Raw genomic sequence first — 22832 nt, 5'->3', positions numbered from 1 at the left:
GGTGCCTTCGACCCGCCCCGTGACCACACCGATCCTGGCCCCGTCGGCCCCGCCGAAGACCGACCGCGTACGCCGACGCGTCCGCCTGCTCCTCGAACCCTTCTGGGTCGTGCCCGCGGCTTGGTCGGTCTTCAGCGTCCTGGCCGGGCTGGGCCTTCCCCTGCTCGACGAGTCCGTGGGCAACGGCATCCCGCTGCTGTTCAACGGGAGCATCGAGAGTGCCCGAACGCTGTTGTCCACGACGGCCGGCGCGATGATCTCGGTCACCGGCCTGGTCTTCTCGATCACCATCGTGGTCCTGCAACTGGCCAGCAGCCAGTTCTCTCCGCGGGTGCTGCAGACCTTCCTGCAGGACCGGGTCACCCAGCACACGTTGGGAGTCTTCTCGGCCTCCTTCCTGTACGCCCTCACCGTGATCCGCTCCCTGTCCGACATCAAGGACTCGGTTCCGCAACTCGCCGTTACGGTCTCGTTCTTCCTGGTCCTGGGGGCGGTCGGCATGTTCTTGGCCTTCATCCACCACATCACCCAGTCGATCGCGGTCTCCACCGTCATCCATCAGGCCGGCGACCAGACCCGACGACTACTGGTGCGTAGCGCTGATCGTCGAGGGGCCATGCCCTCGACCCCTCCGGAGTTGTCGCACCTGCCCGGGCAGAGTGTCGTGGTCGCGCCCCACACCGGATATCTCAACCGGCTGGACGCCGTCACCCTGTGCGCGTTGGCCCGACAGCACGATGTACGCATCGAGATCCTCTGGCCCCTGGGGAGTTTTCTCCCGGAGGGCTCACCCCTCGCCCTGATCCACGGAAAGGCCGACGTGGCTGCCGCGGACTGGGAGACGCTCACCGCGGACGGGATCACTCTCGCTCGGGAACGCTCGATGGAACAGGACCTCAGCTACGGGTTCCGCCGCCTGGTCGACATCGCCGAGCGCGCACTCTCCCCCGGGACGAACGACCCGACCACCGCCGTGCAAGCCCTCGACGAACTGCACGACATCCTGCGTCGGATGGTCGGCGAACCCGCCGCCGTCGGAGTGCAACTCGACGACGACGGCGTGGTCCGCCTGGTCACCTCGGAGTGGACCTTCGCTCAGTTCTTCGATCTGGCCGTGGATGAGATCGACCATTGGGGCTCCTCCAGCCTGCAGATCCCTCGGCGCCTCATCGAGATGTTCAACGACCTCGAGGCGGCCGCCAGCGAGGAGAACAAGCCGACCATCCGGGCCAAGGCCGCGGCGGTCGCGGCCTCCCAGACCTCTAGCTGAAGTCAACTGAAATCAAGGTCCCCGGTCCGGGAGCGCTTGAGCTCGTAGAAGTCCGGGAACTTGGCCAGGGCCACCGCCCCGTCCCAGAGCTCACCTGCTAGTTCTCCGCGCGGGATCGACGACATCACCGGCCCGAAGAAGGCGACGCCCTCGATGGCGATCACCGGGGTGCCGACGTCGTCGCCCACCTGGTCCATGCCCGTGTGGTGCGAGGCCGCGACGGCTTCGTCGAGTGAGGAGTCGTCCATGGCATCGACCAGTTCGGGTTCGAGCCCCGCATCGGCAACCGCAGCCGCGACGAGTTCGCGGCTGAGTTCCTGGCCCTGGTTGTGAATCCGCGTGCCGAACGCCTCGTAGAGCGGCAGAAGGACCTCGTCACCGTGCTTCTGGGCGGCAGCGATGCACACCCGGACCGGGCCCCACGCCGGCTCCAGCATGTCGCGGTAGTCCTGAGGGATGTCCTTGTCCTTGTTCAGGTACGACAGGCTCATCACGTGCCAGTGCACGTCGATGTCTCGAACCTGCTCCACCTCTCGAATCCAACGGGAGGTGATCCAGGCGAAGGGGCAGACGGGGTCGAACCAGAAGTCAGCTTGTGTCATGTCTGATCAAGTCGACGCAGGCCCGACTTGTTCCCGCGGCTCAGCGTCGGACGTCGGTCCGCTGAACCGCGTTGCCTCGCGCGACGATGTCGGAACCGAGGTACTTCGCCACGACCCGGGCGTTGCCCGGCCGCACCTGGCGGACCCAGACCTTGGCCTTGCCCCGGACCAGGGGAACCTGGACCTGGCGCCGACCGATCTTGATCTTGACCTCACCCGGGGGGCGGCCGAAGCCACGGCCACTGACACGCACTACGACCAACACCTGACGGGTCTTGCCGACAGCCTTGAGACGCACGTCGGCCTTCGAGGTGACCGGACCGCGCGAGACGCGCTCGACCCGAGTGAGGTAGTTGCGCTTCGACAACGCCACCTGTCCCACGACCTCCCGGCCGGCGTCGGCAACGCTCAACCGGTAAGAGGGGTCGTTGGCTCCCGCGATGGGCTTGCCGTCTCGAAGCCAGGTGTAGGTCTCCGTCGCGTCCTGGGGGGTGTAGCTACCCCGCAACGAGACCGTGTTGCCCACGCGCGGCCGACCGGACACGGCGTACGGCTCGGGAGTCTCGATGGTTCCCGCGACGACCGGACCGACGGCGGATGACCCTGCCTGGCCCTTGATGTAGCCCTCACGGCGGACCAGCACGCTGGCCACGATCCGCTTGCCGGCCAGGGAGTTGTCGATCGCCAGTTGCGGGCCGTTGGCGCCGGGGATCGGCTTCCCGTCCGCCGACCAGGCGTAGGCGATGGTCGCCGGCGCCGGCGACCAGCCACCGGGGGTCGTGGTCAGCACCTCGTCGATCTCGGCCCTACCGCTGACCTGGGGCGGCGCGGCGAGGTCGAAGCGGGCCCGAGCCACAGCGTCGGTCGGCGCGGAGTACGCCGCCCCGCCCGGGTAGCCGGTGGCGGCTGCGGCGACCCGGACGCTGAGCTGCTTGCCGCGCTCGGCCTCGGTCGGGATGAAGGAGGACGAGGTCGCTCCGGCGATCGCGACCCCATCGGCCAGCCAGGCGTAGGTCACGGTGGTGGGGGTCGGTGACCACGAACCGGCGCTGACCGTCATCCGCTCGTCGACCGCCGCATCACCCGTGATCACCGGAGGAGCGGTGTTCTTCATGGCCTTGTCGTTGAAGTGGATGAAGCCGCTCGGCCAGGAGGAGGAGTCCTTGGTGATGCGGCGCCAGTCGAACTCACCGCGCCAGTTGCTCTCCGAGACGACGATCTCCGTCGGGGACACGACCTCCTCGACGTAGGCCACGTGACCCACCGATCCAGCTCCGGAAACGCCCCGGTTGAACCAGGCCACCGAGCCCACTGCGGGAACGTTGTCTGTGATCCGAGAGTTGGCCAGGCCCCAGTTGTAGGCGTTGCCGGTGCTCGACCACGGGCGTTCGTTGGTCATCCCGTTCTTGATCAGGCGGTAGGCCACGTAGTTGGTGCAGTTCGTTCCGGAGTACATCCGCCAGTACATGTTGCCCTGGTCGCCCTTGTAGCCACCGTTGAACTTCCGCTCCTGGGCGCACGACGAGTAGCCGCTGCACAGGATCGTCGAACCGGCCTGGGCCGACGGTGCCGCCATCAGGGGCAGCAGAACGGCGACCAAACCGGTCACCGCGAAGGCAACGACGGCGCGGAAGGGCGAGCGAAAGCGAGGGGAGTCGGGGGGCACACAGAGCACTGTCAAGCACATCAGGGGTGTTTCGCAACAAAATCCACATAAGATCAACGGTGTAACTCTGATCCCACTGGCCAGACAACCCCCTCCAGCCCCATCCGCCACGGACCGGTGAGGCGCCCGATTTTCGCACAATGACATGATCGCGGGCATGCCTGGAACCAACCTCACTCGGGACGAGGCCGCCACCCGCGCGGCCCTCGTCGACGTCACCTCGTACGCCGTTGATCTGGACCTGACGGGGGCCCCCGATCGGAACACCCCCACCTTCGGCTCCACGACCACCATGCGGTTCACCTGCACCGATCCCGGCGCGGAGACCTTCGTCGATCTCGTCGACGCCACCGTGCACGAGATCACACTCAACGGCGCGCCGGTCGACCTCTCGGCCTACGCCGACAGTCGGATCGCTCTGACCGATCTGGCCGCGGAGAACACGTTGGTCGTGCGCGCGGACTGCACCTACTCCCACACCGGCGAGGGTCTTCACCGGTTCTTCGATCCGGCCGACGACCGGGTCTACCTCTACTCCCAGTTCGAGGTGCCTGACGCCCGGCGTGTCTTCGTCACCTTCGAACAACCCGACCTGAAGTCCGTGTTCACCTTCACCGTGTCGGCTCCCGAGCACTGGAAGGTGGTCTCCAACGCGCCCACCCCCGAGCCGACCCCGGCCGGCGACGGGACCGCGGTCTGGAGCTTCCCGACCACCAAGCCGATGTCGACGTACATCACCGCCGTCGTCGCCGGGGAGTATCACGAGATCCAGGACGTCTACGAGGGCAAGAACGGCACCATCCCCCTCGGGCACTACTGCCGCCAGTCGCTGGTGGAGTACCTCGAGCGGGATCGCGACCAGATCGTGCTGCAGACCAAGCAGGGCTTCGAGTTCTTCGAGGAGGCCTTCGACTACCCCTACCCCTTCGAGAAGTACGACCAGCTCTACGTCCCCGAATACAACATGGGAGCCATGGAGAACGCCGGCTGCGTCACCCTGCGCGACGAGTACCTCCCCCGCAGCCGTCAGTCCCGCTCCTTCTATGAGTTCCGCTGCTCGGTGATCCTGCACGAGATGGCACACATGTGGTTCGGCGACCTGGTGACCATGAAGTGGTGGGACGATCTCTGGCTCAACGAGTCGTTCGCCGAGTGGGCCTGCTATCACGCCGAGGTCGAGGCGACCGAGTACACCGACTCGTGGACCGGGTTCGCCAACGCTCGCAAGCAGACCGGCTACCGCGCCGATCAGTTGCCCAGCACCCACCCCATCGCGGCCGACAACGTCGATCTCGAAGCGGTCGAGGTCAACTTCGACATGATCACCTACGCCAAGGGCGCCTCCGTCCTCAAGCAGCTGGTCGCCTGGGTCGGCCTGGATCCCTTCCTGGCCGGGCTGCGCCAGTACTTCAAGAACCACGAGTACGGGAACTCCGAGTTCTCCGACCTTCTCGCCGCCCTGGAGAAGGCATCGGGGCGGGAACTCTCCGGATGGGCCGAGGAGTGGCTGCAGACCGCTGGGGTCAACACCCTGCGCGCGGAGCTGGAGACCGACGACGACGGCGTGCTGACCCGCCTCGCGGTCCACCAGAGCGCCCACCCGGACTGGCCGACCCTGCGTCGCCACCGACTGGGCATCGGCTTCTACGCCTCGGACAGCGCTGAGGGCCCCATCGCCCGGACCGAGTACATCGAGGTCGACGTCGAGGGAGCCGTCACCGAGATTCCCGAGGCCGTGGGCCTACGACGCCCCGACCTGCTGCTCCTCAACGACGGCGACCTCGCCTACGCCAAGATCCGCCTCGACGACCGGTCCCTGGCCACCGCTATCGACGGACTTGCCCGCATGCAGGACTCCCTGGCCCGGGCCCTGGTGTGGGGCGCCGCGTGGGACATGACGCGCGACGCCGAGATGTCGGCCACCGACTACCTGGCGCTCGTACTCGCCAACATCGGGGAGGAGTCCGACGCCTGGGGTGTCAGCCGGATCCCGACCCTGGCCGGACAAGCGGTCACGCTCTACTCGTCCCCGGCGAATCGGGACGCCCTGTCGCACACCTGGGAGTCCGGCCTACGGGCTCTGCTCGAGTCCGCCGAACCGGACAGCGATCACCAACTCACCTTCGCGCGTTCCTTCGCGGGGGCGGCCATCAGCGACGATGCGGCCGCCGAGCTCGAAGCACTGTTGGACGGGAGCCTGACGTTCGAGGGCCTCGCCATCGACACGGACCTGCGCTGGACCTTGGTGACCGCGTTGGCTCGGTTGGGTCGCATCGACGACGCCCGCCTCGATGAGGAGTTGGAAGCGGACAAAACCATCTCCGGCCAGGAGAAGGCCGCCGCCGCTCGGGCGTCGATGCCGACGGCTGCGGCCAAGGCCCGCGCCTGGGAACAGGTCATGGTCGACCCAGGCACAGCCAACGAGACTCACCGCAGCGTCGCCCTGGCGTTCCCCCGCAACGGGCAGGACGAGGTGTTGGCTCCGTACGTCGAGGCCTACCTCGAGGCCGTGCCGACCGCCTGGGACCGACTCGGCGCCCACAAGGGTGCGGTGGCCCTGCAGTACATGTTCCCGCACGTGTTGGCCTCGCCGGCGCTGCTGGACACCCTGGACTCGTGGTTGGAGACGGCCGAGGCGAACCCGGGAGCCCTGCGCTACGTGCGCGAGGCGCGGGCAGACGTGGCGCGTGCCATCGCGGCCCAGGCCGCGGACGCGCAATAAGCGGTTGGGCGCGCTACTCGGTGTGTAGCGCGTCCGCCGCCACGGCGTGGTCGGCCAGGAACGAGATGCCGCGCCTGAGCCCTTCGACGAGGTCACCTGCGGCGAAGAGGCTCTGCATGGTGGCGACGGCCAGTTCGACCTCGTGGTCGCTCAGCGTGCGGCGTACGTAGCCTCCGGTCACGATCTCCAGGACCCGCTGGCCCGGGTCCACCATGATCAGGATGCTGCGGGCCGGGGCAACCAGAGAGTTGTGCAGGCTGGTCGCGTGGTTGCGGGGACTCTCCTGAGCCGCGCCCACGAAGACCGAGAACTCGAAGCGGCACAGTTGCTCCGCTTGACGGATCGTCTCGTCCAACGCGCCTCGCTGCGCGCTGGAAAGCGTTTCACCAGCGGCCACTTGCCCCACCAGCCTCCGATGACTTGTCGTCGGGAGCCGCGAGTTGTCCCACGTCCCGCTGCGGACCGCCGAGCCACTGATCCGAGGAGGGCAGGGACCATTCCGGACGCACCGTTTCGCCACGCATGATCGGTGGAAGCATCACGAACGCGAGGATCCCGAGAAACAACAGCACCGGGATCCCGCCCAGCAACAACACCGCACGGACCCCGTCGACAGGGGCGCTGTCCGGCCAGCCCACAGAGGGTTCGGCGGCGGCGGGGAGGGCGGTCAGCGCCAGCACACCGCACGTGAGCAGGGTTCCGGCTGTGAGTCGAGCAACAGTCGAGCGCAACGTGGTCATGCCTCAGCCTATCGCCATCGACCGGCCTGTTTACTGGGGCCCATGTTTGTGATTGCTACACGTGAGTGCTCCGCCGAAGGTGAATCCATCTGTCGATTGACCTATGACATCACCGGAAACCAACAGGTCGCCAACGCCGCGGAGGTGGTGGTGGGCAAACCGTTGGCCTTGGTGGGGTTGCTGATCCTCGGCCTCGGGCTCCGATGGGGTCTGCACAAGGGAATCGGACGGGTGGTCAAGCGCGCCGAGCACGGAGTGATGCCGGACCGGGCCAACCCCCACGCCTCGGCCCGGCGCGCGCAACGCGCCCAGACCATGGGTGGCCTGTTCCGCAGCATCGTCACCGGCCTGATCGTGGCCGTCATCGGAACCATGATGCTCAGCGAGATCGGCGTCGACATCGCCCCGATCATCGCCAGCGCCGGAATCATCGGCATCGCCCTGGGTTTCGGCGCACAATCCCTGGTGAAGGACTTCCTCTCCGGGGTCTTCATGATCCTCGAGGACCAGTTCGGGGTCGGAGACATCATCGACATCGGCGAGGCCACCGGGACCGTCGAGGCGGTCAGTCTGCGGGTGACCCGACTGCGCGACATCAACGGCACCGTCTGGTACGTGCCGAACGGGGAGATCGTCCGGGTCGGCAACCAGAGCCAGAACTGGTCCCGCACCGTGCTCGACGTGGGCGTCTCCTACAGCGAGGACCTGGTCCGGGTGAAGAAGGTGCTCGAGGAGGTCGCTCACGATCTGTGGGAGGAGGAGGACCTCAAACGCGACGTCATCGAGGAGCCCTCGGTGTGGGGTGTGCAGGAGCTGGCCGCCGACGCCGTCACGATGCGTGTCGTCCTCAAGACCACCCCGGGCGCCCAGTGGGCGGTGGCCCGCGAGATGCGTGAGCGCATCAAGGCGCGTTTCGATCACGAGGGGATCGAGATCCCCTTCCCCCAGCGCGTCGTGTGGCACCGCGAGAGCCCGGCCGCGACCAAGCAGCAGCAGGACTGAGGGCGAACACCGCCCTCGAGGAGCCGAACGGCATGATGGCCGGATGAACACCTCCACCTTCTACGAGGAGATCGGCGGGTTCGACACCTTCCGCACCATCGTGTCCCGGTTCTACGCCGGCGTCGCCGAGGACGAGATCCTGCGACCTCTTTACCCCGAGGAGGATCTCGCCCCCGCGGAGGAGCGATTCCTGCTCTTCCTGGTGCAGTACTGGGGCGGACCCACGACCTACTCCGACACCAGGGGTCACCCCCGACTCCGCATGCGGCACGCACCCTTCGCGGTGACGCCCGAGGCCAAGGACCGCTGGCTGGTGCACTTCCGCGCCGGTCTCGACGCCGTGGAGTTGACCGCTGAGCAGGACGCGCAGTTCTGGGCGTACGTCGAACACGCCGCCCAGTTCATGGTGAACACGCTGCCGGAACCCCCTGAAGAAGTTTCTCCGAGCACGTAACAGACCGCGGGTCGGGTGACATGTACAGATGACACCGATTCGAGGAGTACTTCATGCCCAGCAAGTCTTCACTGACCCTTTCCGTCGCCAGCGCCGCAGTCGCCGCCCTGTTCGCCGGTGGCGCGTACGCCGTCACCGCATCTCCGAGCGAGCCTGACGCCCAGCCGACCATCTCCGTGGTCAACAAGACCGGCCACGAGGTCGACGAGAACGCCGCAGACGGTCAGGCCCGGGCCACCGAGGCCCGCTCGACCGGGGAGACCAAGCGGGCCGAGAAGCAGGCCGAACGCGACGCACGCAAGGCCGAGCAGAAGGCCGAACGCGACGCGCGCAAGGCCGATCAGAAGGAAGACCAGCCGGCCGAGAACGACTCAGACGGCACTGACGACACTGACGACACTGACGACACGAGCGACGAAGCCACCCCTGCCGACTCATCCGATGCAGCGGAGGCCGACGACACCGATCTGAAGGATCGCGATCACCAGCAGGGCCCGAAGCAGGGACCCAACGAGAAGGCCGGCGACAAGCCGGACGAAAACGCCTTCGCCCACCCCGGTGACCGATCGGCGCAGGGACCGAAGGGCCGCCGTGGGCCGAGCGAGAATGCTGGTGATCACCCCAACGACAATGCGTCGAAGGATCGATCGAACCAGCGAGAAGAGCGCGGCGCCGAGTCCGGCAAGAAGTAGCCTCCACCCACCAGTAGTCCGCTAGCGCGGGCCGAAGCGGAGCACCATGAGCAGGCAGTCCGCGCGTTACCGGTTGACGGTGGACGTGCACGAGCCCGACGACGAGTTCGTCGAGCGCTTGTCCGCCATCTCGGCGGCGGCTGCCGCTCGATCGCGAACCGAGGCTGCACAGCCCACGGGTCAGCCCACCGGGCTTCGCACCCGTCCGGCTCGGATCGGCGCCGCGGCGGCTGCTCTGGTCGCTGTTTCGGTCGGCGGTGCTTGGGCCACGGGCCACATCACCCTGCCGCAGACACCGCCCCCCACTCCTTCGCCGGCTGATCCATCGCCGCGCGCTCCCGGGGAGGGACTACCCGCCGAGCTACCCCCCGGCTCGGCGGGTACCCCCTCCCCTTCTGTCCCTCCTCTGACCACGACGGATCCCCGCCCGACGCCCCGCCCGACGCCCCGCCCGACGCCCCGCCCGAACCTGAGCATGCCGGGGGCTCCCGCGCAGTCCGATCCGACGCCTGGAAAGGACCGGTCGACAGCGCCAGATCGCTCCTCCCCCGAGATCCCTTCCCCCGGCCGCCCCCCGGAGGACCGCCCCACGCAGGCGAACACCGACCCGGGGACCCCCCAGGGACCCGTCCGGGGCCAGGGCAAGGCCGATCCGGCACCACGCGGCAACGGGGAAGAGGGCCACATCGCCCGTGGTGACAACTCCGGCAAGGACGACCAAGCGCCGCGCGGCAACGGCAATCGCTCAGCCGCAGACGCCGATCGTGCCGGCCCGGTGGCACCCATCCCCCTGCCCGTTCCCGACCAGGGACGCACGAACGACTGACCAGGTGACAGACGACGAGACGATTCAGCGAGCCAAGCAGGGCGAGGCTCAGGCGTGGCGTGAGCTGTATCGAGCGCACGCCGGGCGACTGGTCGCATGGTTGCGCACGCGACCGACTGGAGATGCTTCCCTCTCCCCCGAGGATCTGGCTTCCGAAGCCTGGCTGGTGGCTGCTGAACGGATCCCCGAGTTCGAGGGCACCTCCTCGGACTTTGCCGGATGGCTCTTCGGCATCTCGCGCAATCTCGCGTCGAACGCCGTCAGACGCAGTCACCGCAGGCGCACCGACCCGACCACCGTGGACGACACTTTGGTCGGCCCGGCTGAGCAGAACTCGCCCGAAGGAGACGCCTGGGTGCGCGAGATGATCATGAGCCTGCCGCCACGTGAACGGGACGTGGTCGGATGTGTCGATGGACTGGGACTCGATATCTCGTCGACGGCCGCAGCCCTGGGGATCTCCCCTGTTGCTGTGCGAGTGGCGCGACACCGCGGCCTACGTCGACTTCGGGGCATCCTCGAGTCGCCACCGCCGCTTCGCGACGCCTCGTCGGTCTCGCAGCCTCGCTAAAGCGGACGCACGAGATCGAGTAGGCGTTGCCGCACCACAGGATGCGGATTCGTCGACTGCTGGGTCTCGAGATCGAAGAACACCACGACGACCCGCGCTCTGGCCAGCGTTCGCTCGCCATCGAGGATCTCGGAGTCGACCGTCATGGACCGCTGCCCCACCCGGGAGATCTCGGAGACCACCCGGTAGGGCTCACCCCGCAACAGGATCGGGGTCACGTAGTCCACGTCGGTGGCGCCCACCACGAAACTCATCGCAGGCAGGTCCCGTCCCGCTGCCAGGTCGTGGATCAACCGGATACGGGACTCCTGGAGGTATTCGAAGTACTTCACGTTGTTGACATGGCGGTAGACGTCGACATCGGAGAAACGCACGTGCACGGGGAACTCGAAGAGGTGCGGCCCGTCGAGATCGATCCGCCCACAACGAGCGGTGGGCTCGAGGTCCGACCCCTCGAGGTAGGGCCCCAAGGCGGTTCGCTCCAGGGGTGACAACCGTCGGGGTCTCTCGGTGGCGAAGACGAAGGGGGCCAACACGCTGGTCGCCCGCAGATAGACCCTGCGGCCTCCGGGCGCCTCTGGGTCCTCGTGGAAGACCTCGTAAGCCATGGTGAAACGAGAGGCCCGCACGTCCGTGACCCAGCACTCGATCTGCACCGGGCTGAACCCGAAGACGAGGGGATGGACGTAGGACACCTCGTGTCGCACGACCACCGCACCCTCGCTGAGGTCCTGGTCCGCCTCGGTGGGCGTGAGGATCGAACGCATGAAATCGACCCGCGCCTCTTGGAGGTAGTCGACGTAGGTCACGTTGTTGACGTGACCCAGCATGTCGAGGTCGGCCCAGCGCGTCGGACATTCGTAAAGGTGTCGCACCCCTCGAGGTTAGTGGCTGAAGACCATTCGCCCGTAGTAGGTGCCCAGACCTTCGTGACGAGAGACGCGGATCCGACGGTTGCCGAGCACCAGCACGCTCAGGCCAACCACGGCGATCGCGGTGAGCAGGATGCTCACGGCGATGAAGCCGTAGAGCCACGGGGCCAGACCGGGAAGCAGTTCGAAACTCATGGTGAACCCTTTCGTTGTTTTCTACTTGTGTAGAAGCCTACATCTGTAGAAGATCTTCCACTATCGAGATCATCCCCGTGGCAGTGTGTTCCGCATGACAGTCTCCGAACGCCATCAGGCGCTGCGCCGGGCCTCACTGGACGTCATCACCATGCAGGGACTGCGCGGGCTGACCCATCGCGCGGTGGATCGACAGGCGCAACTGCCCCAGGGGACGACCTCCGCCTACTACCGCAGCCGGTCGGCCCTGCAGTCCGCGCTGGCCGCCTACGTGACCGAGCGACTCGGTGACGACGTGGCCGCCCTGGCCGAGGACCTGGAGGCCTGCGATCTGGACGATCCTCGAGCGGTCGAACTCATCGCGGCGCGCTTCGCCGAGTGGCTTCACGACGGGCGCCTGATCCACGCACGAATCGAGTTGGTGCTCGAGGCCACCCGCGACCCCGAACTCTCAGCGATCCTGCGCGGCGGACGCGAACGCATCGTCGCCCTGGTCGCGCAGGTGTTGCTGGCCCACGGCGCCGAGCAGGCCGATCAGGGCGACCAGGCTGATGGGGCGGCCCGTCGGGCCGAGGTCATGGTGGCGGCGTACGACGGGGTGCTGCTGGCCGCACTGCTGAAGCCAACCGCGGCACGGACCGCGTTCCTCGACCTCGCCGTCGGCGAGATCATCCGCCCCCTGCGCCGCTCCTAGCCGCCGACCGGGTGGGCGCTACTGTGAGGGCGCACATCCAACCCGAGATCGGAGATTCATCCATGCCCGAGGCCGTCATTGTTTCTGCCGCCCGTTCGCCCATCGGTCGCGCCAACAAGGGGGTCTTGAAGGACCTGCGTCCCGACGACCTGACTGCGACCATCATCCAGGCCGCGCTGGCCAAGATCCCCGAGCTCGACCCGAACACCATCGATGACCACTACCTCGGCTGCGGTCTGCCGGGCGGCGAGTCCGGCAACAACATGGCCCGCATCGTCAACGTTCTGATGGGCCTCGACGCGGTGCCCGGCGCCACGATCACCCGCTACTGCTCCTCTTCGGTGCAGACCTCGAGGATGGCCTTCCACGCCATCAAGGCCGGCGAGGGTGACGTGTTCATCTCCGCCGGGGTCGAGACCGTTTCCCGGTTCGCCAAGGGCACCTCGGACCACTGGCCCGACACCCACAACCACATCTTCGACGACGCCAAGGCGCGCACCGACAAGACCGCCGAGGGCGGCCAGGGTTGGCACGACCCCCGCGAGGACGGCCTGCTGCCCGACGCCTACATCGCCATGGGTCAGACCGCCGAGAACGTCGCCAAGATGCGGGGTCTGGACAAGAAGGAACTCGACGAGTTCGGTGTCCGGTCCCAGAATCTGGCTGAGAAGGCCATCGCTGACGGCTTCTGGGCCCGCGAGATCACCCCGGTCACGACCCCCGACGGCACCGTGGTCAGCGCCGACGACGGCCCGCGCGCCGGCGTCACCTACGACGCGATCAAGGACCTCAAGCCGGTCTTCCGTCCCGATGGGGTCGTCACCGCCGGAAACTGCTGCGCCCTGAACGACGGGGCCGCAGCGGTCATCGTCATGTCGGACACCAAGGCAGCCGAGCTCGGCCTGAAGCCCTTGGCCCGCATCGTCTCCACCGGCGTCAGCGGCCTGTCCCCCGAGATCATGGGCCTCGGCCCGGTCGAGGCGACCCGGAACGCGTTGAAGTACGCCGGCATGAGCATCGGCGACATCGACCTGGTCGAGATCAACGAGGCGTTCGCCGCCCAGGTCGTGCCGTCCTACCAGGACCTCGGCATCGATCTGGACCGTCTGAACGTCAACGGTGGCGCCATCGCCGTCGGTCACCCCTTCGGCATGACCGGCGCCCGCCTGCAGAACACGATGATCAACTCGCTGGACTGGCACGACAAGTCCACCGGCCTGATCACCATGTGCGTCGGCGGCGGCCAGGGTATGGCCATGATCCTCGAGCGCATCTGAGGCTTCGCCGCTTGTCAGTACCAACAGTTCGTCCGGCCGGGTTCCCCGGCCGGACGAACTGCTTTTATCGGCAGCCCCTAAACTCGCCCAATGCCCGATATCGGAGACGAGCCACGGTGGCTCGACGAAGCCCAGCAGAACTCGTGGCGCGCCCTGGTGCTGGGTAGTCAACTGCTCTTCGACCAACTCGATGACGAGTTGCGCCGCCACTCGAACCTGTCGCTCACCGAGTACGAGATCCTCGTCCGGCTCTCCGAGCGCGAGGGTGGGCAGATGCGGATGGCCCAACTGGCCGACTCACTGGCCCACAGTCGGAGCCGGGTCACCCACACGGTCAAGCGTCTGGAGAAGGCCCACCTGGTCGATCGGTGCGTTTCCCCCGAGGACGGGCGCGGCATCACCGCCAGCCTGACCGAGACGGGGTGGTTGATGCTGAACAACCTGGCCCCCTTCCACGTGGAAGGCGTCCGGGCCCATCTGGTCGACCTCGTGGACCCCGCGGACCTCGCGACGATGGGTCGCGTGATGAACCTCGTGGCCGACCACCTGGTCGCGAGTCGGCCGGGTATGGAGATCCGGGGGGACTAACCCCGGATCCACCGCGCTGCGGAAAGTCGTCAGTCGCGGGTCAGGCGGCGGTGCGTGACCCGGTGCGGGCGGGCCGCCTCGGCGCCCAGGCGCTCGATCTTGTTCTCCTCATAGGCCGCGAAGTTCCCCTCGTACCAGTACCACTGGGCGGGGTTCTCATCCGTGCCTTCCCAGGCCAGGATGTGGGTGGCGATCCGGTCCAGGAACCAACGGTCGTGGGAGGTGACCACGGCACACCCGGGGAAGTCGAGCAGAGCGTCCTCCAGGGCGGAGAGGGTCTCCACGTCCAGGTCGTTGGTGGGCTCGTCGAGCATCAGCATGTTGCCGCCCATCTTCAAGGTGAGCGCGAGGTTCAGGCGGTTGCGCTCTCCACCGGAGAGCACCGACGCCTGCTTCTGCTGGTCGGGGCCCTTGAAGCCGAACGAAGCGACGTAGGCGCGTGAGTTCATCTCGAAGTTGGCGACCTTGATGTGGTCCAGCCCGTCGGAGACGACCTCCCAGACGTTCTTCTTGGGGTCCAGTCCCCCCCGGCTCTGGTCGACGTAGGAGATCTTGACCGTCTGGCCGACGTTCAACTCGCCCTCGTCGGGCTGCTCCTCACCGGTGATCATCTTGAACAGCGTCGTCTTACCGACACCGTTGGGACCGATGACACCCACGATGCCGGCCCGCGGGAGCGAGAAGCTGAGGTCGTCGATCAGGGTCCGGCCCTCGTAGCCCTTCGTGAGGCTCTTGACCTCGAGCACGACGTCGCCCAGGCGCGGTCCGGCCGGGATGTTGATGTCGGAGGTGTCGATCTTGCGCATCCGGTCCGCCTCGGCGGCCATCTCCTCGTAGCGAGCCAGTCGCGACTTGCTCTTGGTCTGGCGCGCCTTGGCGTTGGACCGCACCCACTCCAGCTCGCGCTCGAGCATCTTGGCGCGCTTGACGTCCTTCTGACCCTCGATCTTGAGGCGGTCCTTCTTGGTCTCCAGGTAGGTGGAGTAGTTGCCCTCGTAGGGGTGGGTCTTTCCGCGGTCGAGCTCCAAGATCCACTCGGCGACGTTGTCCAGGAAGTACCGGTCGTGGGTGATGGCCAGGACGGCACCGGGGTAGGAGGCGAGGTGACCCTCGAGCCACTGCACCGACTCGGCGTCGAGGTGGTTGGTGGGTTCGTCGAGCAGCAGCAGGGTGGGCTGCTGGAGCAGCAGCTTGCACAGGGCGACGCGACGGCGCTCACCACCGGAGAGGGAGTCCACGATCGAGTCCGGTGGGGGGCACTGCAGGGCGTCCATGGCCTGGTTCAGACGGCTGTCGATGTCCCACGCGTTGGCGTCGTCCAACTCGGTCTGCAGATCGCCGGTCTCGACCATCAGAGCGTCCTGATCGGCGTCCGGGTCGCCCATCTCCATGTATGCCGCCTCGAGGCGGGCCATCTTGGCCTTCAGCTCGCCGACCGCTTCTTCGACGTTCTCCAGCACGGTCTTGCCCTCGGTCAGCGGGGGTTCCTGCTGGAGCATCCCGACCGTGGCCCCGGGATCGAGGATGGCGTCCCCGTTGTTGGCGTGTTCGAGCCCCGCCATGATCTTCAGCAGGGTCGACTTCCCGGTGCCGTTGGGTCCGACGATGCCGATCTTCGCTCCGTGGAGGAAGGACAGCGTGACGTTGTCGAGGACGACCTTGTCGCCGTGGGCTTTGCGCACATTGCGCAGGGTGAAGACGTATTCGGCCATGGCGTGAGACTAGTTGGAGCACGGAACCGCGCCATCCGGGGGGCACCTCGTGGTCTGCCCCCAGGAGCCCTGCGCTAGTGCAGGGCTGCGGTGAGGCCCCCGCGATAGGCCTCGTACGCCGCCAGCTCGGCCTCGATCGGCGTGGCCACCAGTTCGGTGGCCACGTCGTGGACCGCTGCACGCAGTCGCTTGTCCGCCGCCGAGGCCCGTCGCCGGGCCGTGATCCCGACCAGGAAGCGGCAGAAGAACGCCAACAGGACCCCCAGCACCACGCCGCCGACCAACATCAGCGTCGGCACCGGGACCACCCCGATCCGGGGGGACTCGATCTCCGGTAGTCCGAGGTAGCCGAACGTGGCGATCCCACCGAGCCAGAGGAGCCCGGCCACGGCGGTGACGATCAGGGCCCACTGCAGGGCCCGGACGACCCCGGCCCAGGCGGGGATATTGGTGGTTCCCAGGTCGGTGGCCCCCAGGACGCGATCGAGGCTGTCGCCCAGGTCGTCCACGCGGGAGGTCGAGGCACGCCGGACGCTGTCCGCCCAGGGGCGGGCCAGTCCGGTCGCGGCCTCGTCGGCCAAGAGGCGGACCTCGGTGTCCACGCGGGCGCGCTGGACCGGGCCGGTCTCGGGCATCGAGGTCCGGGCCGAACCGGTCAGTTCGCGTCCGGCTGAACCGAGGTCGAGGTGCAGACGCTTCAAGGGGTCCGGCTTCAGCCGGGAGAGCCAGGACACGACCGGCCAGCCGGTGGCTCGACCGGCTCGCAGACGGGTGGAGCGTTCGACGGCGTCCACCACGGTCGGCACTCCGGCCGATTCGGCCAACGCCTGGTCGAGATCCTGCAGTTGCCGATCGCTCAGACCACGGGGTTGGTCCCGGCCCCCCTCGGCAGCCAGGTCCGCCGCGGCGGCGACCAGATCGGCCTGCATCCGGGCACGTGTCGCCTTCTTGGCGTCCACACGGCTGATGATCTCGTGGCGCAGCTCTTCGATACCGATGTTGTGCCGAGCGCTCACCGCCAGGAGCGGGACCTCGCTGAGCCCGTCGGCGTCGAGGAGGCGGCGTACGTCGCCCAACATCGCCTCTCGCCGGTCCTCGGCCACCGAATCGATGTGGTTGAGGACGACCAGCATGACGCCGGCGTGGCTCTTCAACGGAGCGAGGTAACGATCGTGGATGGCGGCGTCGGCGTACTTCTGCGGGTCCAACACCCAGATCAACAGATCGGCCATCTGCACCAACCGGTCGACCTCGAGGTGGTGGGAGACCTCCGTGGAGTCGTGGTCGGGCAGATCGAGCAGGACCACCCCGTCCAGAGCCACGTCGTGACGTCGCGTGTCCAGCATCGAGTCGCGCATGGTCTGGTGCCGCGGTGGGATCTCGAGCCAGTCCAGGAGCCCTGCGGCCCCCTCCTGTCCCCACACACAGGCCGTGGCCCAGGAGGTCGTCGGCCGACGCACCCCGACCGAGGACAACTCGAGACCGGTCAGGGCGTTGAAGGTGGAGGACTTGCCCGAACCGGTGGCACCGGCAATCGCGACCACGGTGTGGTCGGCCGAGAGCCGCAACCGCTCGGCCGCCCGGTGCGCCACGCCCTCACAGCGGTCCACCACGTTGTCGTCGAGCCGTCCGCGCGCCGCCTGGGCGGCGGTCTGCAGACCCTCGATCTGCTTCCCGATGTCCGTGCCTTCGCGCGTCAAGAGGCGCCGCGCGCCTTCGATCAAGCCACTCATGAGTCACCCAGGGGTCGTTTGGAAGCGAAGCGCAGGTCCTCGACCCGACGCGACGCGGTGCGTACCTGCTCGGCCACGTCGGGACCCGCGACAGCGGGATCGCCGAGAAGGGCCAGGAAACGGGCCCGCTCCTGCTCGAGCAGTGCTCGTACCCGCTCCTCCAGCGAGAGTCGAGCGCGTTCGGCCAGGGAGCGCACCGCTTGGTCGCCGAAGACGGCTTCGAGAAGTTTCTGTCCGAGGACCGCGGATCCGCCGGCGACGCCGGCCTCGGCCCCGGTGACCCCGGCGGTGTGGGCGAAGACGACCACCATGAGCGCGACGGACAGGCCGTTCACGCCGAAGGCCAGGAACCGGGCCGTGGTGCGCTTGTCGGCACCCTCGGCACGAACCATGTCCAGGACATCGGCCTGCCAGTCGCGCACGGCCCGTTCGGCCCGGCGGCGCAGGTCGCGGGAGGCTCGTCCGAGGTCCTCCTGCGTCCCGGCCAGGAGCGCCTGCCCGGCCGCGGTCTGCTGCCAGGAGGCCTTGGCCCGCTCGGCCGCAGCCTCGGCGTGCTCGAGGATCAGCGTCTCGAGGCCCGACTCGACCGCGACGGTGACGCGTTCGGCCTGCTGGGGCTTGCCCTTCACTGCGTTGACCACGCGGTCGCGGACCCAACTGACCCGGGTCTCCAGGGACTTGAGCAGCTCTCCGGTGCCGACGAACTCCTGCCAGCGGGCCAGGACCTCTCCGCGAAGCAGCGTGCCGTCAGCCGATGCTTCGCCCACCGCGAGGATCGCTTGGTCGTAGGCCTCGTCGGCGCCGTGACGCAGCCGTTGAGAGACCTTGAGTTGTTCGGTCCAGGCGTCGGCCACGGGGAAGGTACGCCGCGTCAGGGAGCGGATCGCCCCCTCCAGGGTCCGGCGGACGACCGCTGTCCGAGCGTCGGCGTTCGCGGCCAGGGAGTCCAACCAACGGCGGATGTCGGCCACGTTGGCCGGGTCGAGCAGCCCCTCGTCGTCGACCTCTCCCTCGGTGACCGTGAAGAGCGGCGAGTCCTTGAGACCCCGACTGGCCAGCATCCGGGCGAGATGGGTCGACACCGTCTCGATCGCCTCGTCCGGGGTGCGGTCCAGCACGATGGCCACCGCGGTCGAGCGCTCGGCGGCCTGCTTGAGGAACTCCCAGGGCACCTGGTCGGCGTACCGCGCGGCGGAGGTGACGAACAGCCAGAGGTCAGCGGCAGCCAGGAGTTGTGCGGCCAGTTGACGGTTGCGCTCCTCGACAGAGTCCACGTCGGGTGCGTCCAGGATGGCCAGCCCGGCCGGGACGGTGTCCGAGGCGACCAGCTGGAGGGCGTCCGGGTCGTTGGTGCTGTGGGTGACCCGGTTGAGGTCGGGCAACAACCGGTCCTGCCCGAACCAGTGGGAGTCGTCGGGATGGTGCACCAGCACGGGCGAGCGGGTGGTGGGGCGCAGCACGCCCGGGGCCGTGACCCTGCGGCCGACCAGGGAGTTGACCAGAGTCGACTTGCCGGCTCCGGTAGAGCCCCCGACCACGGTCAGCAGCGGCGCCTCGATGGTCATCAGCCGCGGGATGATGTAGTCCTCGAGCTGGTGGATCATTTCGAGGAGCGACTCACGATGCTGCTCCACCCCGGGGGTCTCCAGAGGCAGCGAGACCGCTTGAAGCGCTCCACGCAGCCGCACCAGAGCGGTGAGCATCTTGTTCGTGTCGCCGTCTCGGGGCGCACCCGCAGCCGTTTCGGCGGATCGTCGTTCAGCCCTGGTCATCGTGTGGGTGCCACCTGCCCTGGAAAGGAAACGTGGGGACGGCTCGTCTCGATGCGCAGGAGAAAGTCCTGGCCTCGGACCCGGTAGTCATCAGGTGCGGTCCCTCGAAGTAGTCGGTGGTGGAGGAAGCCGAGTTCGATGGCTGCCTGCTGGTAGTCCTTCATCGCACGTAGGCCGTCGACGCCACCAGTTTGACGGGCGTGGGTGCGGGCCGCGCGACGGGCCTTGAGGTCCACCAGCCACCCGATGTCCGTCGCGGGCATCAGTCCGCGGCTCGCGGCGTCCTGGAGCGCCAGGGTCAGCAGGGTCCGTTCCCTGCTGCGGATCCACACCGCCAGGCAGATCAGGCCGATGAACGCGGGCACCATCAAGATCAGGTAGACGCCGATGAATCCGTTGACCCCGTAGATCGTCGATCCGTTCCACAGGCCGTGGGCCAGCACGGCCAGGACGAACCCCATCACGGGCGCCAGGAACCGGACCGCGGGGATGCGGGTCGACACCGCGATCCCGATCCCGATGCCGATGAACGTGGTGAACAGCGGGTGGGCGAAGGGGCTGAACAGACCGCGGATCACGAAGGTCGTGGTGATGCCCGCAACTCCCCCGGGTCCCATCCCGTCGCTGCCGTTGTAGGCCGCCGCGAGGTAGAGGATGTTCTCGGTGAACGCGAACCCGATGCCGACCATGCCGGCGTACACGATGCCGTCCAGGACACCGTCGAACTCGGCTCGTCGCCACCAGAGGAGCAGCAGCAGGAAGAGTCCCTTGCTGGCCTCCTCGGTCACCGGGGCGACCACCGCGAGCGAGGTTTCTTCGGTGAATCCGACGAACATGCCGCCGATGCCGCCGATCAGAATGGCGGCGATGGTGGCCACGAAGGCGCCCCAGGCGAGTGCCATCAGGAGCAGTGACCGTGGTTCGGGCTCGTAGCGGTCCAACCAGAGGTAGCACGCCACCAGGGGCAAGACCGGCAGCACGGCCAACGCCGTGGCGAGGAAGGTGATCGCGGGCGCCCCCGAGAGGGCCAGCACGATCAGCATCGCGAGGCCGCCCAGTCCGACAAGGACCGAGACCACCGCCGTGAAGGCAGCATTGTCTCGTCGGGCCGTCGGCATGTGCCCCAGCCTATCCACTGACCTCGGTTCGACCGGCCCCCCGGCGTAGACTTCCGCGCGTGAGCGAGCAGACACCCACCCCGCAGGACCCCTCCACGCAGAACGCCCCCGCCGGGGAGCAGGCCGGACCGGTCGCGGTCGAAACCCACGACCCCGCCGTGCCCGAGGCCTACTCGACCTTCATGCGACAGGGCTGGGGCGATCGCGACCTGGACGTGCCCGTCCACCCCGTGGCTTCCTTCGCCGCCGATCGCCGGGCTCGTCTGGCCGAGGCGTTCCCCGGTGAGCGGCTGGTTCTCCCCGCGGGCGGTTTCAAGGTCCGCTCGCACGACACCGACTACCGGTTCCGGCCCGACACCGCCCATACCTACTTCACCGGCAACCAGACCTCCGATGCGGTGGTGGTGATCGAAGGGGGCGAGTCGGTCCTGTACGCGCGTCCGCGGTCGGACCGCGACACCGACGAGTTCTTCCGCGACCGCCAGTACGGCGAACTCTGGGCCGGGCGACGACCCTCCCTCGATGAGATCTCCTCGGCCCTGGGGCTGGAGGTCCGCCACATCGACCGGCTGCCCGACGTCCTGTCCGGTCAGGCCAAGACGCGGGTGCACCGTGGGGTGTCGTCCTCGGTGGACCGGATGGTCTCCGCCGACGATGGTCTGGACAAGGAGCTGGCCCGGGTGGTCTCGGAGATGCGCCTGATCAAGGACGCCTGGGAGATCGGCGAGTTGCAGGAGGCCTGCGACATCACCGCGCTCGGGTTCGAGGACTCCGTACGTGAGTGGGACCGCGTGATCGAGTTCGGTGAGCGCTGGCTGGAGGGCACCTTCTTCCGCCGTGCTCGGGCGATGGGCAACGACATCGGCTACGACTCGATCGTGGCCGGAGGCAAGCACGCCACCACGCTGCACTGGATCGAGAACTCCGGGCCGATCACGCCGGGCGAGCTGGCGCTGCTGGACATGGGCGTCGAGGGCAACAACCTCTACACCGCCGACATCACCCGCACCCTGCCGGTGAGCGGCACTTACAGCCCGCTGCAGCGCGAGCTGTACGACATCGTGCTGGCCGCTCAACAGGCCGGGATCGAGGCGGTGCGGCCCGGCGTACCGTTCATGGCCGGGCACGAGGCGGCGATGAGCGTGCTGGCTCACGCCCTCGAGGACATGGGACTGCTGCCTGTGCCCGCGGCGGAAGCTCTGGACCCCGAATCGAAGGTCTACGCCCGGTGGACCCTGCACGGCACCAGCCACATGCTCGGGATGGACGTCCACGACTGTGGCCGCGCTGCCCCGGAGTCCTACGCCAAGGGGACTCTGGCCGCCGGCATGGTTCTCACCGTGGAGCCGGGTCTGTACTTCCAGGAGGACGATCTTCTGGTCCCCGAGGAGCTGCGCGGCATCGGGATCCGGATCGAGGACGACATCTTGATCACCGACACGGGCAACGAGAACCTGTCGGCGTCGTTACCTCGGTCCGCTGACGACATCGAGGCGTGGATGGAGAGCACCCGCGGATGAAACACCTCACGAAGCGGCGGTATGCCGCTGTGATGCTCAGTGCAGTCCTGACGACCGCCCTCGCGGGCTGCGCCACCGAGGGCGCGACGACGTCCGAGAAGGACTCCGATAAGCCCGTGGCTGCGGACGGACCCCAGATCCTCCGCATCAGCGACGCCAAGGACCTGTTGCTCACCGGGCCGGACATCGGGAAGGGGTTCGAGTCCCAACCGGACATCCCGGACCTCGAGTCGGACACCAACGGCTGCCTGGGCATCTTCGATCAGGCCCAGACCAACCAGCAGTTCGAGGTGGAGTCACAGTTCGTCGAGGACGGGGTGACGGTCACCAGCCAAGTCTCGACGTACTCCACGGTGGGGGCCCCGAAGGGCGACATCCTGCGCTTCCGCAAGGCCCTGCGCTCGTGCAAACAGTTCACCCAGACCCGCAACGGCGTTGACTACGACGTCGAGCTCATCTTCAACGAGACCACCACGAACGACGACGCCCAGGACCAGCTCAACGTGCTCGGGACCGGTTCGATCACCGAGAGCGGCGTGACGCAGGACTTGTCCTACCGCTACACGCTGACCCGCATCGAGAACAACGTCGTGGGCATCCAGATCGCCTCCGTGGGCCCCAACCCCGACGAACTCTCCGAACTGGTCAGACTCAACGACCTCCTGGTCGAACGACTCGGCGAGATGGCCGGTCTGCCCGGCGACGAGACCGAGGACGCGGACCCGAGCGAGGACCCCAGTGAGTCGGAGAGTTCCGACGACACCGCGGATGCCCGGGGCCCGCTCGCTGCTCGGTGACGTTTGGGT

22 protein-coding genes are annotated in these 22832 nt (G+C 67.7%); 12 read left to right on the top strand and 10 right to left on the bottom strand.

Features of this window, described 5'->3' with window-relative positions:
- The first annotated feature begins 19 nt into the window (after positions 1-19).
- Positions 20-1270, top strand: a complete 1251-nt coding sequence (locus ACYVLV_RS08345) for a DUF2254 domain-containing protein (protein WP_460809089.1) — start codon at positions 20-22, stop codon at positions 1268-1270.
- Positions 1271-1272: 2 nt separating this feature from the next.
- Here ACYVLV_RS08345 and ACYVLV_RS08340 read toward each other — a convergent pair whose 3' ends face one another.
- Positions 1273-1872: a mycothiol-dependent nitroreductase Rv2466c family protein gene (locus ACYVLV_RS08340; protein ID WP_460809088.1), complete on the bottom strand. Its 600-nt coding sequence runs from the start codon at positions 1870-1872 to the stop codon at positions 1273-1275.
- A 40-nt stretch (positions 1873-1912) separates the two neighbouring features.
- Positions 1913-3538: a CHAP domain-containing protein gene (locus tag ACYVLV_RS08335; RefSeq protein ID WP_460809087.1), complete on the bottom strand. Its 1626-nt coding sequence runs from the start codon at positions 3536-3538 to the stop codon at positions 1913-1915.
- A 157-nt stretch (positions 3539-3695) separates the two neighbouring features.
- Here ACYVLV_RS08335 and pepN point away from each other — a divergent pair, with 157 nt between their 5' ends.
- Positions 3696-6260 (top strand): aminopeptidase N, encoded by a 2565-nt coding sequence (gene pepN, locus ACYVLV_RS08330; protein WP_460809086.1) that lies wholly within the window; start codon positions 3696-3698, stop codon positions 6258-6260.
- Positions 6261-6273: 13 nt separating this feature from the next.
- Here the strand turns inward: pepN and ACYVLV_RS08325 are convergent, their stop codons facing one another.
- Positions 6274-6657: a DUF5130 family protein gene (locus ACYVLV_RS08325; protein ID WP_460809085.1), complete on the bottom strand. Its 384-nt coding sequence runs from the start codon at positions 6655-6657 to the stop codon at positions 6274-6276.
- Positions 6644-7000 carry a hypothetical protein gene (locus tag ACYVLV_RS08320; protein ID WP_460809084.1) on the bottom strand — a complete coding sequence of 119 codons (357 nt, stop codon included), beginning with the start codon at positions 6998-7000 and terminating at the stop codon, positions 6644-6646. Before ACYVLV_RS08320 ends, ACYVLV_RS08325 begins: the two co-directional genes overlap by 14 nt.
- 96 nt (positions 7001-7096) lie before the next feature.
- Here ACYVLV_RS08320 and ACYVLV_RS08315 point away from each other — a divergent pair, with 96 nt between their 5' ends.
- The 5 genes from ACYVLV_RS08315 to ACYVLV_RS08295 are packed head-to-tail and all read left to right on the top strand — an operon-like array spanning position 7097 to position 10545.
- Positions 7097-8002: a mechanosensitive ion channel family protein gene (locus ACYVLV_RS08315; RefSeq protein WP_460809083.1), complete on the top strand. Its 906-nt coding sequence runs from the start codon at positions 7097-7099 to the stop codon at positions 8000-8002.
- 43 nt (positions 8003-8045) lie between these two features.
- Entirely contained in the window at positions 8046-8456 is a 411-nt protein-coding gene (locus tag ACYVLV_RS08310) for a globin (protein ID WP_460809082.1), read from the top strand.
- Between the two features lie 53 nt (positions 8457-8509).
- Positions 8510-9148: a hypothetical protein gene (locus ACYVLV_RS08305; RefSeq protein ID WP_460809081.1), complete on the top strand. Its 639-nt coding sequence runs from the start codon at positions 8510-8512 to the stop codon at positions 9146-9148.
- Positions 9149-9194: 46 nt separating this feature from the next.
- A complete protein-coding gene (locus tag ACYVLV_RS08300; protein ID WP_460809080.1) occupies positions 9195-9974 on the top strand; it encodes a hypothetical protein in 780 nt (259 codons plus the stop codon).
- 4 nt (positions 9975-9978) lie between these two features.
- Positions 9979-10545 (top strand): RNA polymerase sigma factor, encoded by a 567-nt coding sequence (locus ACYVLV_RS08295; RefSeq protein WP_460809079.1) that lies wholly within the window; start codon positions 9979-9981, stop codon positions 10543-10545.
- Here the strand turns inward: ACYVLV_RS08295 and ACYVLV_RS08290 are convergent.
- A complete protein-coding gene (locus ACYVLV_RS08290) occupies positions 10542-11420 on the bottom strand; it encodes an acyl-CoA thioesterase (protein ID WP_460809078.1) in 879 nt (292 codons plus the stop codon). The genes ACYVLV_RS08295 and ACYVLV_RS08290 overlap by 4 nt on opposite strands.
- A gap of 9 nt (positions 11421-11429) precedes the next feature.
- Entirely contained in the window at positions 11430-11612 is a 183-nt protein-coding gene (locus ACYVLV_RS08285; RefSeq protein WP_460809077.1) for a hypothetical protein, read from the bottom strand.
- A gap of 94 nt (positions 11613-11706) precedes the next feature.
- On the opposite strand from ACYVLV_RS08285, the gene ACYVLV_RS08280 reads away from it, so the two are divergent.
- The 3 genes from ACYVLV_RS08280 to ACYVLV_RS08270 all read left to right on the top strand — a co-directional run bounded on the left by ACYVLV_RS08280 (position 11707) and on the right by ACYVLV_RS08270 (position 14171).
- On the top strand, positions 11707-12306 hold the full coding sequence (locus ACYVLV_RS08280) for a TetR/AcrR family transcriptional regulator (RefSeq protein ID WP_460809076.1): 600 nt from the start codon (positions 11707-11709) through the stop codon (positions 12304-12306).
- Between the two features lie 62 nt (positions 12307-12368).
- A complete protein-coding gene (locus ACYVLV_RS08275) occupies positions 12369-13583 on the top strand; it encodes an acetyl-CoA C-acetyltransferase (protein ID WP_460809075.1) in 1215 nt (404 codons plus the stop codon).
- A gap of 90 nt (positions 13584-13673) precedes the next feature.
- Positions 13674-14171: a MarR family winged helix-turn-helix transcriptional regulator gene (locus ACYVLV_RS08270; RefSeq protein ID WP_460809074.1), complete on the top strand. Its 498-nt coding sequence runs from the start codon at positions 13674-13676 to the stop codon at positions 14169-14171.
- A gap of 29 nt (positions 14172-14200) precedes the next feature.
- Here the strand turns inward: ACYVLV_RS08270 and ettA are convergent, their stop codons facing one another.
- From ettA to ACYVLV_RS08250, 4 genes are all read right to left on the bottom strand, one after another.
- Positions 14201-15883: an energy-dependent translational throttle protein EttA gene (gene ettA / locus ACYVLV_RS08265; RefSeq protein ID WP_460809073.1), complete on the bottom strand. Its 1683-nt coding sequence runs from the start codon at positions 15881-15883 to the stop codon at positions 14201-14203.
- A gap of 74 nt (positions 15884-15957) precedes the next feature.
- On the bottom strand, positions 15958-17616 hold the full coding sequence (locus tag ACYVLV_RS08260; RefSeq protein WP_460809072.1) for a GTPase: 1659 nt from the start codon (positions 17614-17616) through the stop codon (positions 15958-15960).
- Positions 17613-19388, bottom strand: coding sequence for a dynamin family protein (locus ACYVLV_RS08255; RefSeq protein WP_460809071.1), 1776 nt, complete (start codon positions 19386-19388; stop codon positions 17613-17615). The genes ACYVLV_RS08260 and ACYVLV_RS08255 overlap by 4 nt, the downstream gene beginning before the upstream one ends.
- The gene (locus ACYVLV_RS08250; protein ID WP_460809070.1) at positions 19385-20506 is read right to left on the bottom strand and encodes a PrsW family intramembrane metalloprotease; all 1122 of its coding nucleotides are present in this window, start codon (positions 20504-20506) and stop codon (positions 19385-19387) included. Before ACYVLV_RS08250 ends, ACYVLV_RS08255 begins: the two co-directional genes overlap by 4 nt.
- 59 nt (positions 20507-20565) lie before the next feature.
- Here ACYVLV_RS08250 and ACYVLV_RS08245 point away from each other — a divergent pair, with 59 nt between their 5' ends.
- Both ACYVLV_RS08245 and ACYVLV_RS08240 read left to right on the top strand, forming a co-directional pair.
- Positions 20566-22026 carry an aminopeptidase P family protein gene (locus ACYVLV_RS08245; protein ID WP_460809069.1) on the top strand — a complete coding sequence of 487 codons (1461 nt, stop codon included), beginning with the start codon at positions 20566-20568 and terminating at the stop codon, positions 22024-22026.
- Positions 22023-22823, top strand: coding sequence for a hypothetical protein (locus ACYVLV_RS08240; protein WP_460809068.1), 801 nt, complete (start codon positions 22023-22025; stop codon positions 22821-22823). Before ACYVLV_RS08245 ends, ACYVLV_RS08240 begins: the two co-directional genes overlap by 4 nt.
- Positions 22824-22832: the final 9 nt, after the last annotated feature.

It is taken from the genome of Nocardioides salsibiostraticola (assembly GCF_054783655.1).
The sequence above is the reverse complement of the archived record's forward strand: the minus strand, read 5'-3'. Positions and strand labels throughout refer to the sequence as shown.

Coding starts and splice junctions, on each gene's coding strand:
- ACYVLV_RS08340 (WP_460809088.1), bottom strand. CDS start 1,872: ATGACACAAGCTGACTTCTGGTTCGACCCCGTCTGCCCCTTCGCCTGG.
- pepN (WP_460809086.1), top strand. CDS start 3,696: ATGCCTGGAACCAACCTCACTCGGGACGAGGCCGCCACCCGCGCGGCC.
- ACYVLV_RS08320 (WP_460809084.1), bottom strand. CDS start 7,000: ATGACCACGTTGCGCTCGACTGTTGCTCGACTCACAGCCGGAACCCTG.
- ACYVLV_RS08310 (WP_460809082.1), top strand. CDS start 8,046: ATGAACACCTCCACCTTCTACGAGGAGATCGGCGGGTTCGACACCTTC.
- ACYVLV_RS08305 (WP_460809081.1), top strand. CDS start 8,510: ATGCCCAGCAAGTCTTCACTGACCCTTTCCGTCGCCAGCGCCGCAGTC.
- ACYVLV_RS08300 (WP_460809080.1), top strand. CDS start 9,195: ATGAGCAGGCAGTCCGCGCGTTACCGGTTGACGGTGGACGTGCACGAG.
- ACYVLV_RS08285 (WP_460809077.1), bottom strand. CDS start 11,612: ATGAGTTTCGAACTGCTTCCCGGTCTGGCCCCGTGGCTCTACGGCTTC.
- ACYVLV_RS08280 (WP_460809076.1), top strand. CDS start 11,707: ATGACAGTCTCCGAACGCCATCAGGCGCTGCGCCGGGCCTCACTGGAC.
- ACYVLV_RS08275 (WP_460809075.1), top strand. CDS start 12,369: ATGCCCGAGGCCGTCATTGTTTCTGCCGCCCGTTCGCCCATCGGTCGC.
- ACYVLV_RS08270 (WP_460809074.1), top strand. CDS start 13,674: ATGCCCGATATCGGAGACGAGCCACGGTGGCTCGACGAAGCCCAGCAG.
- ettA (WP_460809073.1), bottom strand. CDS start 15,883: ATGGCCGAATACGTCTTCACCCTGCGCAATGTGCGCAAAGCCCACGGC.
- ACYVLV_RS08260 (WP_460809072.1), bottom strand. CDS start 17,616: ATGAGTGGCTTGATCGAAGGCGCGCGGCGCCTCTTGACGCGCGAAGGC.
- ACYVLV_RS08255 (WP_460809071.1), bottom strand. CDS start 19,388: ATGACCAGGGCTGAACGACGATCCGCCGAAACGGCTGCGGGTGCGCCC.
- ACYVLV_RS08250 (WP_460809070.1), bottom strand. CDS start 20,506: ATGCCGACGGCCCGACGAGACAATGCTGCCTTCACGGCGGTGGTCTCG.
- ACYVLV_RS08240 (WP_460809068.1), top strand. CDS start 22,023: ATGAAACACCTCACGAAGCGGCGGTATGCCGCTGTGATGCTCAGTGCA.